The 12,819-nt window shown below is 28.0% G+C and carries 15 protein-coding genes; 8 read left to right on the top strand and 7 right to left on the bottom strand.

What is annotated here, in order from left to right; translation table 11 throughout:
- Positions 1-33 precede the first annotated feature (33 nt).
- Together ACTT90_RS06115 and ACTT90_RS06110 are read left to right on the top strand one after the other, a co-directional pair.
- A complete protein-coding gene (locus ACTT90_RS06115) occupies positions 34-984 on the top strand; it encodes a phosphotransferase (RefSeq protein WP_440937892.1) in 951 nt (316 codons plus the stop codon).
- Complete coding sequence (locus ACTT90_RS06110; protein ID WP_440937891.1) at positions 981-1,670, top strand: sugar phosphate nucleotidyltransferase; 690 nt, start codon at positions 981-983, stop codon at positions 1,668-1,670. Before ACTT90_RS06115 ends, ACTT90_RS06110 begins: the two co-directional genes overlap by 4 nt.
- On the opposite strand, the gene ACTT90_RS06105 is transcribed toward ACTT90_RS06110, so the two are convergent.
- Complete coding sequence (locus ACTT90_RS06105) at positions 1,648-2,361, bottom strand: 2,3-bisphosphoglycerate-dependent phosphoglycerate mutase (RefSeq protein ID WP_440937890.1); 714 nt, start codon at positions 2,359-2,361, stop codon at positions 1,648-1,650. The genes ACTT90_RS06110 and ACTT90_RS06105 overlap by 23 nt on opposite strands.
- Positions 2,362-2,405: 44 nt before the next feature.
- Between ACTT90_RS06105 and ACTT90_RS06100 the strand changes: the two genes are divergently transcribed.
- Together ACTT90_RS06100 and ACTT90_RS06095 are read left to right on the top strand one after the other, a co-directional pair.
- Positions 2,406-2,801: a VanZ family protein gene (locus ACTT90_RS06100; RefSeq protein WP_440937889.1), complete on the top strand. Its 396-nt coding sequence runs from the start codon at positions 2,406-2,408 to the stop codon at positions 2,799-2,801.
- Positions 2,785-3,384 (top strand): transglycosylase SLT domain-containing protein, encoded by a 600-nt coding sequence (locus ACTT90_RS06095; RefSeq protein ID WP_440937888.1) that lies wholly within the window; start codon positions 2,785-2,787, stop codon positions 3,382-3,384. The genes ACTT90_RS06100 and ACTT90_RS06095 overlap by 17 nt, the downstream gene beginning before the upstream one ends.
- On the opposite strand, the gene ACTT90_RS06090 is transcribed toward ACTT90_RS06095, so the two are convergent.
- Genes ACTT90_RS06090 through msrA form a run of 4 tightly spaced genes read right to left on the bottom strand, consistent with a single transcriptional unit; the run spans position 3,374 to position 8,630 of the window.
- Positions 3,374-6,502, bottom strand: coding sequence for an efflux RND transporter permease subunit (locus ACTT90_RS06090; protein ID WP_440937887.1), 3,129 nt, complete (start codon positions 6,500-6,502; stop codon positions 3,374-3,376). The genes ACTT90_RS06095 and ACTT90_RS06090 overlap by 11 nt on opposite strands.
- Positions 6,503-7,372, bottom strand: coding sequence for an efflux RND transporter periplasmic adaptor subunit (locus ACTT90_RS06085; protein WP_440937886.1), 870 nt, complete (start codon positions 7,370-7,372; stop codon positions 6,503-6,505). It abuts the gene before it with no gap.
- Complete coding sequence (locus tag ACTT90_RS06080; protein WP_440937885.1) at positions 7,372-8,187, bottom strand: sulfurtransferase; 816 nt, start codon at positions 8,185-8,187, stop codon at positions 7,372-7,374. The genes ACTT90_RS06085 and ACTT90_RS06080 overlap by 1 nt, the downstream gene beginning before the upstream one ends.
- Positions 8,187-8,630 carry a peptide-methionine (S)-S-oxide reductase MsrA gene (gene msrA, locus ACTT90_RS06075; protein WP_440937884.1) on the bottom strand — a complete coding sequence of 148 codons (444 nt, stop codon included), beginning with the start codon at positions 8,628-8,630 and terminating at the stop codon, positions 8,187-8,189. Before msrA ends, ACTT90_RS06080 begins: the two co-directional genes overlap by 1 nt.
- A 35-nt stretch (positions 8,631-8,665) precedes the next feature.
- Here msrA and ACTT90_RS06070 point away from each other — a divergent pair, with 35 nt between their 5' ends.
- Both ACTT90_RS06070 and ACTT90_RS06065 read left to right on the top strand, forming a co-directional pair.
- Positions 8,666-9,550 (top strand): DMT family transporter, encoded by an 885-nt coding sequence (locus ACTT90_RS06070; protein WP_440937883.1) that lies wholly within the window; start codon positions 8,666-8,668, stop codon positions 9,548-9,550.
- Entirely contained in the window at positions 9,543-10,178 is a 636-nt protein-coding gene (locus tag ACTT90_RS06065) for a DNA-3-methyladenine glycosylase family protein (protein ID WP_440937882.1), read from the top strand. The genes ACTT90_RS06070 and ACTT90_RS06065 overlap by 8 nt, the downstream gene beginning before the upstream one ends.
- On the opposite strand, the gene ACTT90_RS06060 is transcribed toward ACTT90_RS06065, so the two are convergent.
- Complete coding sequence (locus ACTT90_RS06060) at positions 10,175-10,462, bottom strand: DUF1330 domain-containing protein (RefSeq protein ID WP_440930464.1); 288 nt, start codon at positions 10,460-10,462, stop codon at positions 10,175-10,177. The genes ACTT90_RS06065 and ACTT90_RS06060 overlap by 4 nt on opposite strands.
- Before the next feature lie 27 nt (positions 10,463-10,489).
- Between ACTT90_RS06060 and ACTT90_RS06055 the strand changes: the two genes are divergently transcribed.
- A complete protein-coding gene (locus tag ACTT90_RS06055; protein ID WP_440937881.1) occupies positions 10,490-11,032 on the top strand; it encodes a phosphoribosyltransferase in 543 nt (180 codons plus the stop codon).
- A gap of 24 nt (positions 11,033-11,056) precedes the next feature.
- On the opposite strand, the gene ACTT90_RS06050 is transcribed toward ACTT90_RS06055, so the two are convergent.
- Positions 11,057-12,367 carry an NCS2 family permease gene (locus tag ACTT90_RS06050; RefSeq protein ID WP_440937880.1) on the bottom strand — a complete coding sequence of 437 codons (1,311 nt, stop codon included), beginning with the start codon at positions 12,365-12,367 and terminating at the stop codon, positions 11,057-11,059.
- A gap of 124 nt (positions 12,368-12,491) precedes the next feature.
- Between ACTT90_RS06050 and ACTT90_RS06045 the strand changes: the two genes are divergently transcribed.
- Positions 12,492-12,788 carry a hypothetical protein gene (locus tag ACTT90_RS06045; RefSeq protein ID WP_440937879.1) on the top strand — a complete coding sequence of 99 codons (297 nt, stop codon included), beginning with the start codon at positions 12,492-12,494 and terminating at the stop codon, positions 12,786-12,788.
- The last annotated feature ends 31 nt before the right edge of the window (positions 12,789-12,819 follow it).

Genomic DNA, 12,819 nt, shown 5'->3' with positions numbered 1-12,819 from the left:
GTAGAGAATTAAATTATGAAAATTTAATAAAGAATGTCTCTTAAAAAATATAGATTAAAAAAAATTAAAGGAGACGCATCCTTTAGACAATTTTATAGAAAATCATTTTATAAAAAAAATTCAATCATTGTTTATGCAGATAAAGAAAAAGAACAAAATTTACTTGTATATGATTGTATCAATAAAATTTTGAATAGAAATAATGTTAAAGCTCCAAAATTAATAAATGAGAATTATGAGCTGAATTATATTGAAATAGAAGATTTAGGTGAGAAAACAATTTTTAACTTTTTGAAAAATAATTCTAAAGATTTAAAATATTTCAAACAGGCAATTGATTTATTATCAAAAATCCAAAAAATTAAAGATAGAAAAATTAAAAATTTTAAAGGCAAAACTTATAATGTGCCAGAGTATAACAAGAAAACTTTATTTGAAGAGGCTGAACTTTTTTGCAAATGGTATGTCCCATCAAACTTAAAAAAAAATAAAAAAGATTTATTTAATAAAAAGATAAAAGGTGAAATAAAAAAATTAATTAGCAAATTAAAATTAAAAAATAATACATTTGTTCATAGAGATTTTCACGTTTCAAATATTATTTTAAATAAAGATAAGACTTCAATAATTGATAGCCAAGATGCATTGATTGGTAATCAAGCCTATGATTTAGCTTCAATTATTGATGATGTGAGATTCAAAACATCTATAAAAACAAAGAATAAAATTTTTGATTATTTTTTAAAAAAAAACAAAAAAATAAATTTTCTTAATTTGAAGAATGATTTCGAAATCTTATCAGTTCTAAGAAATTTAAAAATAATAGGAATATTTACAAGATTAGCTGTAAGAGATAAAAAGTATAATTATCTTACAATGATACCATATACTTGGAAATTAATTGAACTAAGAGTTAAGCAAAATATTAATTTAAAAAAGCTTAATGAATTACTAAGTGACTATTTTCCAAAACAAATAAAATGAAAATTGAAACTGCATTAATTCTTTGTGCTGGATATGGTAAACGAGTAAAGCCTTTAACAGATGTTACGCCTAAACCACTTTTAAAAATCAATGACTTACCATTGCTTCACAGATGCATAAACTTAATCGAAAGTTTAAACATAAATCATATTTTATTAAATACTTTTTACCTTCAAGATGAGATTAAAAGTTATATAAAAAATAATAATTTTAAAGCTAAGATTTCCATCATTGAAGATGGGGATAAAATCCTCGACACAGGAGGCGGCATATTAAATTTGATGAATGCATCATCATCAGAGGATTTCTTTATTTTTAATCCAGATACTTTATGGAGTAAAGATTACCTAATTGAGTTGAAACAAATGGAAAATTTTTATTTCGAAAAAAAATTAAATAATATTTTAATGTTAGTAGATCAGCGCCTGAGTTTTGATGAAAATTTAAAAGGCGATTTTAGTCTCAATGAAAATTTAATTTCAAAAAATAATGTTAACAATTTTATTTATACAGGATGTCAAATTTTAAATAAAAATTCATTTAAAAATTTGAGTGTAGAAACTTTTTCAATAAGAAATATATGGAATGATTTCATTAAGAAAAATCAATTATATGGATATGAAAGTAAAAAAAAATTTTTACACGTAACTAATTTAGATATTTTTAAAAAACTACAAGGTCTTTAGCACGCTCATTATCCAAATATCTGCATTCAGATATATTTTGATTATTATCAAATCTTATATACAGAGGATTTCCTGTAGGAATTTCTAATTTTGAAATTTGATTTTCATCTAATTTAAATAAGAACTTACACAAAGCTCTAATTGAATTACCGTGTGCAGAAATTAGTACATTATTTTTTTTAATTAATTGTCTTATATGCTTGTCATAAATTTTTATTACTCGATTATAGGTATCCTCTAAAGATTCTGTATCAGGAATTAAATCTTCAGGAATATCTTTATAGATGTCTAAATTTCTTGGATGATGTGAATTATTTTGGTCAAGTTTATCTGGTCTCAAGTTCCAAGATCTTCGAAATTCATGAACTTTTTGTTCTCCAAGTTTTGCTTTCATTTCATCTTTATTTAAACCTGTTAATGCACCATAATGTCTTTCATTAAGTTCCCAAAATTCCTGAACTTCTTTATTGTCGTTTAAAATTTCTTTTATTATTGATAACGTTCTTTTTGCCCGTAATTGAAAAGAAGTGAAATAATAATCAATATTAAGTTTTTCTTCTAACAACAAATTTCCAGCTTTTTTTGCTTCTTCTTCACCTTTTTCTGTAATGTCAACATCTACCCATCCTGTAAATCTATTTTCAAGATTCCAAACACTTTGACCATGTCTGATTAATATAATTGAACTCATAAGTTTAAATTATTTAAAATTTTGTTAAAAAATAGTTACTATAGATGATTCATTTTTTTTCAAAATATAAAATAATTTTTGCAAGCTCAAATTTTATTTTAATTATTTTATATTTATTTCCTGGCAGTTTATTGGGGTGTATTATATATGAAGATTGTGGAACACAACCACAAGTAACTCCTGATTTTTTTAATATTTCATCTAACCACTTTTACGCTTTTTTTGTTTTAAGTTTCTTAGGTTTTTTTAGTTATTGGTTTTCTAAAAATCTTATTTTTATAATTATTTATATAATTATATTATCAGTTATAATTGAATATTTACATTATGTTGTGCCAAATAGAACTTTTCAATATGAAGACTTATTTGGAAATTTATACGGTGTGATTTCGGCATCTATTCTACTTTTACTAATCAAAATTTATGCAAAATTTAAATAAAATTTTTATTTTTTTATCGTTAATTATACTTACATCGTGTTCTTCTATTCCATCTAATACTGCAGATGGATGTTCAATATTCGATGAGAGATATCTTTGGTATAAATTTGCAAAAAAAACTGAAAAAAAATGGGGTACACCGATTTATATTCAATTAGCGATTATAAGAATGGAATCTGATTTTGATTGGTTAGCAAGGCCTGAGAGACAAAAAATATTTAAAGTAATCCCTTACAAAAGACCATCAAGCTCGCTAGGCTATTCTCAAGCAGTAAAAGGTACTTGGAAACAATACAAAGAGGAGACTGGTAATAAATTAGCTTCAAGAATTTTATTTAAAGACAGTGTTGATTTTATTGGTTGGTATACGACTAAGTCTTCTCAAATATTAAAAATTTCAAAAAAAGACGCTTTTAAACAGTATCTCGCTTATCATGAGGGTTGGGGAAATTATAAACACTACAAAAAAAATAAAAAAGTAATTGGGCTTGCAAAAAAAGTAGAAAAACAATCAAAAATTTATCGAAAACAACTTGCTAAATGTTCTAATAAGTTAAACAGAAATAAATATATTATTTTTTAGATAACTGATTTTTTAATTCTAAATCAACTGCATCTATTCTCTTAGTATTTTTAGCTAAAGCTAAATACATTGTTGGTGTTACATATAATGTAAAGAAAGTTGAAATAATCATACCACCAAGTATTGTTGAGCCTACTGCTAACCTAGAGCCTTCACCTGCGCCAGGGCCTATATTTCCAATAACTAAAGGAATCATTGCAATCATAGTGCTCAATGATGTCATTATAATTGGTCTAAATCTTACACTACAAGCATCTTTAACAGCTGTCTCAATATTTTTACCAGTTGTTCTTATTTGATTTGCGTAATCAACTATCAATATGCTGTTTTTTGTAGAGATACCTATCAGTATAATTAGAGCAATTTGTGAAAAAATATTTATTGAGCTATTTAAAAATAAAATAAATATTAAGCCGCCAAATATTGCCAAAGGCACAGTTAAAACAATAATAAAAGGATGAATAAACGAATTAAATGTTGCTGCCATAACTAGATAAGCGGTCAATAAAGCTAAAGCAAATATTAAAAATAATTCATTACTAGTCTCTTTTACCTCTTCTGATTTGCCTTTCCATGTGATTTGATTTTGAGGAGCAACTTCAGTCATAACATTTTCAAAGTAGTTAATTGCTTCAGTTAATGTATAGTTTTCACTAATATTAGCAGAAATAGTCACCGCTCGTTGTCTGTTATATCGAGCTAGCTCTTTCGCAGCACCTTCTTGTTTAAAATTAACTAAGTTAGCAAGTGAAATTAATTTACCATTTGTCTCTGATCTAACAAAAATTTTTGATATGCCATCCTTATCTCTTCTATCTGTTAAATATTGTTGAATTATTATTGGATACTCTTTTCCTAATCTATTAAACGTTGTAACTCTTTTTCCGCCATATAATGTTTCAAGAGTTTTTCCAATTGATTGAGTAGATATTCCAAGATCTTTAGCTTTATTTTTATTGATAATTAATTTTACCTCTGGTTTATTTCTATTGTAATCAGACTCAATTCTTGAGAGATTTTTGTTGGATCTTAATTTTCTGATCACCAGATTTTGAATATTTTCTAGTTCATCGTAAGTTGATCCATAAATAACCATTTGAACTGGTTTATTATAATTAGATACTCTTATAGATTGAGGAGAAATTGGAAATGCTACTGCTTGAGGAACAGTTACTATTTTTCCAATAGCTTGCCTCATTACAGTTTGTGAATTTTTGCTTCTATTTTTCCAATCATCTAATAAAGCAATGATAATAAAGCTATTGTAAGAATTTGCCGAACTACCAAAACCTGGAACTCTCATTATAAATCTTGAATATGGGCTATCTTCTGCTTGAAGAAGAGGTATCAATCTTTTCTCAACTTCTTGTGCTTTTTCTTGTGTATATTCAAAAGAGCTGCCTTCATCAGTAAACCCAATAACTAAATATGCACCTCTATCTTCTAATGGTAATAGCTCTTTTTTAGCAAATGAAAATAATCCTATGGATACGAAAACAATAAAAATTATAAATAGAGAAACTATTCTTGTTTTATTCAACAAAATATTAAGAGTATCTCCATAAAAATTTGCGCATGTTTGAAAAATTTTTTCAAACTTTTTCAAAAAAGCATTTTTATCAGAACGTTTATTTAAAAATTTGCTAGCTAACATAGGCGATAGAGTTAAAGCTACAAATGAAGATATAACTATTGAAAATGATAGTGCGATAGCTGTTTCTCTAAATAGAGAGCCTGAAATTCCGTCTATAAATATTAATGGCAAAAAGACAGCTATTAATATTAAAGTTGTTGCTATAATTGCAAATGAGATTTGTTTAGATCCTTTGTAAGCAGCTACTAGTGGAGTTTCTCCATTCTCTATTCTTCTATAGATCGCATCAGTCATAATTACCGAGTCATCAGTAATAATTCCTATGGCGAGTATAAAACTTAATAATACAAAGATATTAATTGAAAGACCAAATAAATATAAACCGAGGAATGAAGCAATCAAACTAACTGGTAAAGCAATAGCTGGCACAATCACAGCCTTCAAATTACCTAAAAATAAATAAATAATTATTACAACTAAAATGAAAGCTATTATTAATGTTTTGTATACCTCTTCAATGGCAGCTTCCACATAGTTAGCTCTATTAAATGCTATTTCTAAGTTTAGGTCATTAGGTAATGATTTTTTTACCTCTTTAATTTTTTCTTTAATTTGATCAGAAAGTTCAACTGTAGATGCACCACTTCTGGCATAAATACCAATACCAACTGTCTTTAGGTTAAGCTGATCCTTAGTTTGAGCTTTAAATAATGTCTTTTCAGAAACAGGTCCAAATTCAACATTTGCAATATCCGATAGTAAAACAATTTTATTTGGTGTTTTTTTGATTGGTAGTTGTTTAATCGTATCAATGTCATTGTACGATTTATCCAAATTTAACGTTAAGTCTATATTTGCAGCCTCCAATGTTCCAGCTGGTAATCTAATATTTTCTTTTCTTAATGCGTTTTCAAACTCTTGAATTGTAAGATCATTGGCAGCTAATTTTATTGGATCAACCCATACTCTAATACTTAATTCTCGTAAACCACCAACTCTAATTCTACCCACGTTTTTAACACTTGAAAAAGTATCAACTAAAAATCTTTCAGCATAATCCCCAAGTTCTAGATCAGTCCAAGTTTTGGATGATAATGCAAGCCACATTGTAGTGGTAAACCCTGCTGCTCTTTTAAGGATTTGAGGTGGGTCTGATTCTGAAGGCAGATTGTCTACTACTCTTGCAACTCTTTCCCTGATATCGTTTGCTGCATTATCGAGATCAATACTGGTATCGAATTCTACATTAATTGTACTTCTTCCATTTTCTGATTTGGAGTCGATATTTTTAATTCCTTCTGCACCACCAATAACGTCCTCAATAACTTGTGTTACTTCTTGATCAACTATATCTGAAGCTGCTGACTTATAATCCACCTGTATTTGAACAACAGGCGGCTGAATACCATCAGGTAATTCTCTCACCGGCAGTTTCCAAAATACAAATAATCCAAAGATTATTAGTATTAAGGACATTACCCATGATACTGTAGGTCTCTTTATACTTAATTCAGTTATATACATTTATTTATTAATAGGTTTAATTTTACCCATTGGTCTTATTTTTTTAAGACCTTCTGCTGCAACTATGTCTCCAACATTTAACCCTGATAAAATTTCTACATCTCCACTTTTTCTAGCTCCAATTTTAACTTCAGTTTTTTCTGCAACATTTTCTTTAGAAATTTTATAAACATAAGATTTCTCACCTTCCATTATTATGCTGGTATCAGGGATACTTATGCCATCTCTTGAATTCACTTTAACATTTACCTCTAAAAGTGAACCAGACATTAAACTCAATTCATTATTTTCAATTCTTACTCTTGATAACAAGCTTCTAGTATCAGCGTTAATTCTACTTGAAACAAAATCTATAGTTCCATTAAAAACTTTATCTTTGTAGCTAGATACTCTTGCCTCAATTGGTAAATCTTTTTTAATCAAGGCTGAATAATTTTCAGGAATTTTAATATCAGAATAAATTATAGAATTATCATCTAAGGTAATAATAATTGTACTATCAGAAACAAGAATGTCTTCAGTTAAACCCGTGTAACCCAAAACACCATCGAATGGTGCAATTATATTTCTGTCATTTAATTTAACAATAGTCTCTCCTTTTTTAATAAAACTATTTAATTTTAATTCACCCTGAAGTTCGTTTTTTTTAATTCTAAATGATTTAGTCTTATTTGATACAGCAGTCCCAAATGTATCAATGCTTTCATAAAATTGTTTATTTGTTACCTCAGTAACAATAATTCCTGGGGGAGGTCTTTTGCTGAATTTCTTTTTGAAATGATTACCAATCATGGTTCTGCCAATGATCACGATTGCGATTATTAAAAAAAATGTAAATACTGCTAAAATAATTTTATTTTTTCTTTTCATTAAATTTTTCCGTATTCAGCCCAAGAGCCGTCATAAATTTTGGGCTCATATTTATCACTTATTAGATAATATGCAAAAGCTAAAACACAAGCTGTTACACCTGAACCACAGGAAAATACTACACTATCATTTTTTAAATCATTTAAATTAGAATTAAATAGTTGTTCCAAATCAGATTTGTTCTTAAAGGTTTTATCCTCATTTAATACTTGATTAAACGGTATACATTGAGAATTAGGAATTGAACCTTTTCTTAATCCAGGTCTAGGTTCACTTACTTTTCCTTCAAACCTATCTTTGCTTCTAGCATCAATCACAGAGAATTTATTTTGGGTTATGTTATCATCAATTTGTTTTTTATCTTTTACTAAATCTGTTCTAGATGTAGCCTTATAATTAGTTTTAGTTATTTTAGTTACCTCTGACGTAATTTCTTTATTTTCTAATATCCATTTTTTTAATCCACCATCTAAAACATTAACTAAATTAATATCGTGTCCATAATATATAAAGTTATACCAACATCTGCATGAACTTATCACATCTGAATTATCATAAATAACAATCTCATCATCATTATTAATTCCTAAATTTGAAATTATGTTTTCCCATGTTTTTGAATCTACTAACATATGTGGCAAATCAATATCTGTTCTTGAATTTCTATCTAAGTCAAAAAAGATACTATTAGGAATATGTTTTAGTTTATATTCGTTTTCAGAATTTCTATTTACATTTGGCATGTGCCATGAGCAGTCAATGATTTTTAATTTATTTTGATTTTCTTGTAAGTAGGTTGTTGTAACCAGAGGCATTAGTTTTTATCTAAATAATTTTGATGATACTCTTCTGCTTTACAATAATTATTAATTTTTGAAATTTTTGTTACGACTTTTCCATTTAATTGACTGTTTACTTTCTCTAAAACTTCCTGCGCAATTTTTTTTTGCTCGTTATTGTCGTAAAATATTTCACTTCTATATTGTGTGCCAAAGTCAGGCCCTTGTGAATTTAAAGTTGTGGGATCATGAATATCAAAAAAAATTTCTAATATATTTTTGTATTCAATCTTATTTGGATCATATTCTATTTTTACCACTTCTGCATGACCTGTTGATCCACTACAAACTTCTCTGTAATTAGTTGTTGAATTATTTCCGCCACAATATCCAACTTCTGTTTTAGTTATCCCATCTATCTGACTAAATTTTTTTTCAGGACCCCAAAAACAACCAAGTGCTAAAACTGCTATTTCCATTGATTAAACCTTAAATTGAATTACAAGTTATTATTATGCTCACTAAAAATCAATTAGGATTTTTATACATGTTTATGTCCATTTGTGCATTTTCAATAATGGATTTAATTGTAAAATGGTCTGAGCATTATCCGTTAGGTCAAGTTTTATTCTTTAGAGGATTTTTCGGTGTGTTATTTTATTTTTTAATCATTCCAAAAGAAAGATTGCATAACTTTTATTACACCAAAAGAGCAGGATTACATTTTTTAAGATCATTTTCTGGTTTGATTGCATTAGTTGCAATTTTTATTGCTTTAAGAAGTTTACCACTAGCTACAGTGGTCAGTATTTCTTTTGCGGCTCCAATATTTACAACAATTTTTTCTATTTTTTTACTCAATGAAAAAGTGGGGGTTTATAGATGGCTTGCTGTGATTGTAGGATTTATAGGTATATTAATTATAACTGAGCCTGGCATTTCTTCTTTAAATATTTTTTATATTTTTCCTATAATTTTTTGTATTGGATTATCTTATGTTGCTATTACAATTAGAAAATTATCAACCACTGAACCTGTCTGGTTAATTTCATTATATTTTTCTATTTCTATTACTCTTTTAAGCTTATTTTCTTTGCCATTAGGTTGGATTATGCCTTCGACAAAAGATTTTATGATTTTAGCAATGATTGGAATTTTTGGTGGGGTTGCTAATTTATGGTTAAGTCAGTCATACAAATATTCTGAAGTATCTCTTGTTACACCTTTAAAATATTTAGCCTTAGTTTTCGCTATAATTTTTGGATATTTAATTTGGGATGAAATACCAACAATAAAAAGTTTATTTGGTGCAGCTTTAGTTATTATTTCTACATTGATCATTTTTCGAAGAGAAATTTACAAAAAAAAAACTATTTCATCTAAAACTTTAAATGACTAAAAAACCTAAGTATTGGACAGAAGCTAAAAGATATCTTTCAAAAAAAGATAAGGTTATGGGAAAATTGATTAAATCTTATAAATCCCCTTCAGAGGTAGTTTTGACATCTCGAAAAGATGTATTTTTTTCACTTTGTAAAAGTATTATTGGTCAGCAGATTAGTGTCGCTGCAGCAAATTCAGTTTTTTTAAAATTTAAAAAAACTTGTAAAGGAAAAATAAATCCGAAAGTAATATCTAAATTAACAAATACTCAACTTCGAAAATGTGGTTTAAGTAGACAAAAGATATTGGGTATAAAAAGTTTATCCAAACAAATGATTGATAAATCTTTTAATCCAAAATTAATTGCAAAAATGAATGATGAAGAAGCAATAGAGTATTTATCACAATTAAGACAAATAGGCAGATGGTCAGCTGAAATGATATTGCTATTCACTTTTAATAGACCTAATATTTGGCCGATTCAAGACATAGGCTTGCTGAGAGCTATTTCAAAAAATTATAACAAAAAATATCTTCCACCAGAAAAGTTTGTAAATTTGTTAAACAAAAGATTTACCCCTTTTTGCTCAGTTGCTACCTGGTATCTATGGAGAAGTATTGATCCTGAGCCAATACAATATTAAGCACCTTCGATAATTTGATGGTTTCTAATCACGCTATCTCCAAGGATTGCATGTGCTGCTTGATATTCCTCTGAGTAAAAAAATTTTTTTGTCATCTCAAATGATTCAAATTCTATTACAACTGTTCTTATAAATTCTTTTCCCTCAGTTGTTACTTTATTTCCACCTCTAACTAAAAATTTACCCTTGAATTTATCAACTGCATCTTTGGCTTTCACAGCATATTTTTTTAATATTTCTTGATCATTTATTTTTTCATAAACGCAAACAACGTAACCTTTCATTAATACTCCTTTTAAAAATAGATTATTATGATATTAAATTTTATGGCTGAAAAATTAATTATTTCTTTTGAAGATTACAATAAAATAGTAGAAAAACTTGCAATAGAAATACATAAAAAATTTAAACCTACTGTTCTAGTAGGCATTATGAGAGGTGCAGCACCTATATTAGATATTTTATCTCGAATATTAAAATTACCAATAGCCTATATTGTTATTCAAAGTTATTCAGGTGATGGCATGGAAGATAAACAAGGAGAGCTAATGTTTGCAAGGGAAATAAGCTCATTAGCTAAAGAAGATGATTTTAAAAAAGTATTATTAATTGATGATTTATCTGACACAGGTTTAACTTTAAACAAAAGTATTGAATGGTTGAAAAATTACGAACCTACAAAAAATCATATTCAAGAAATAAAAACAGCTTGTTTATGGAAGAAAAAATCTTCGACTTTTGAACCTGATTTTTGTCCAGTAAAATTAGATTCAGATCCTTGGATTGTTCAACCCACTGAACATTATGAAGAATTAAATATTGAGGATATAATTAAAAAAAATAATCAGGGCTAGTAAAAAAACCAGCCCTGAAAAAATTTAGCCTACGATAAAGCTTATCAAACTTAAAATTGCAATTACCCAAATTGCTGGAGAAGTTGAAGAAAACTTCCCTGTAAATAATTTGATTAATGCATAAGAAACAAAAGCTAAAGCTATACCATTACTGATACTATAAGTTAAAGGCATTGCTATCATCGCAAGAATTGCTGGCGCAGACTCTGCAATATCATTCCATTCTATATCTGTAATATTTCTTACAAATAAAACTGAAACAAACAATAAAGCAGCACCGTCAATTTGTTTTGGTAAACTTGTTGCTAATGGAGCAAAAAATATACATGCTAAAAATAACAAACCAATAACTAGCGAGGTCATACCAGTTTTTCCACCAGCTTTTACACCTGCTCCCGATTCAACATAACTAGTTACTGTAGTAGTACCCATCATTGCTCCAGCTACAGTACCTACACTGTCAGATAACATTGCTTTATTAATATCTTGGACTTTTCCTTGTTTATCAACTTTACCTGCTACATTTGCTACAGAAGTTAGAGTTCCGGCTGTATCAAAAAAATCAATAAACAATAAAGTGAATATAACTGTCGACATACCAGCAGTCATTGCAGCTGATAAATCAAACTCAAACAAATATGTCATTGGTGGGGGCGAACTTACTAAACCATTAAATTTAGCAAGACCTGATGCCCATGCAATGATACTAAAAGCTAATATACCAATAATGATATTTCCTTTAACATTCATTTTCTCTAAAACAATTATTGCAATAAATGTTGCGCATCCAAGTAGAACAATTGGGTCACCTAAATTTCCAAGTTTTACTAATGTTACAGGATCATCAACTACAACTTCCATTATTTGTAACCCTATAATTGCTAAAAATAATCCAATTCCAGCACCAATTCCTAATTTTAAACTTCTTGGTATAGAATTGATTAACCATGCTCTTATTGGTGTAAGCGAAATGATTAAGAATAATACTCCTGCAACTAATACAGCGCCTAATGCTTCTTGAGGAGTGTATCCCATTCCGGCACATACCCCAAAAGCAACAAAAGCATTAATTCCCATTCCTGGTGCCAAACCAATTGGCCAAGTTTTTCCATAGAATGCCATAATGAAACAAGCAAGAGCAGTAGCTAAGATAGTTGCTGTATAAACTGCACCAAAATCAAAAAATCCTTTTTCTGGTCCCGCAAATTCACCTGACAAGATAAACGGATTTAAAAACATAATATATGCCATTGTTAAAAATGTGGTAGTTCCTGCAATTACTTCTGTTTTAAAATCAGTTTTGTGTTTTTTATAATTAAAATAATTATTAAGCATTTTTCCTCCTAAAATTCATAAGTAAGTGATTCTTTAATAAATTACTTATTAAAACTAAAATTTATTCACATAATTCAACTCACAAGTTTATATTAAGCATAAATTTTAATGATATTTATATGTTATGAACAAGTTTATTTTATTTTTCTTAATTTTTAATTTTTTAATTGGATGTCAAACAGTCAAAGAAAAAACAGACGAAATTGTAAAGAAAGAAAATGAAAAGCTAAGTACATTTATTGGCAAGCCTGTTTCAAATTTAAAATCAGAGCTAGGTATTTCAGATGAAGATTTCTTAAATGAAAGTGGAAATAAAGTAATGATTTATAAAACTAAAAAGTACGGGATTCCTTGTGAACGAAAATTTGAGGTTGATGGAAACGAAATTGTAATTGGTTTTATTTCGAAAGGGTGTTTTTGATCAAACTTGCGGAGATAAAATCTCCGCAAGT

The organism is Candidatus Pelagibacter sp. (assembly GCF_052049935.1).
Lineage (GTDB): Bacteria > Pseudomonadota > Alphaproteobacteria > Pelagibacterales > Pelagibacteraceae > Pelagibacter.
The sequence above is the reverse complement of the archived record's forward strand: the minus strand, read 5'-3'. Positions and strand labels throughout refer to the sequence as shown.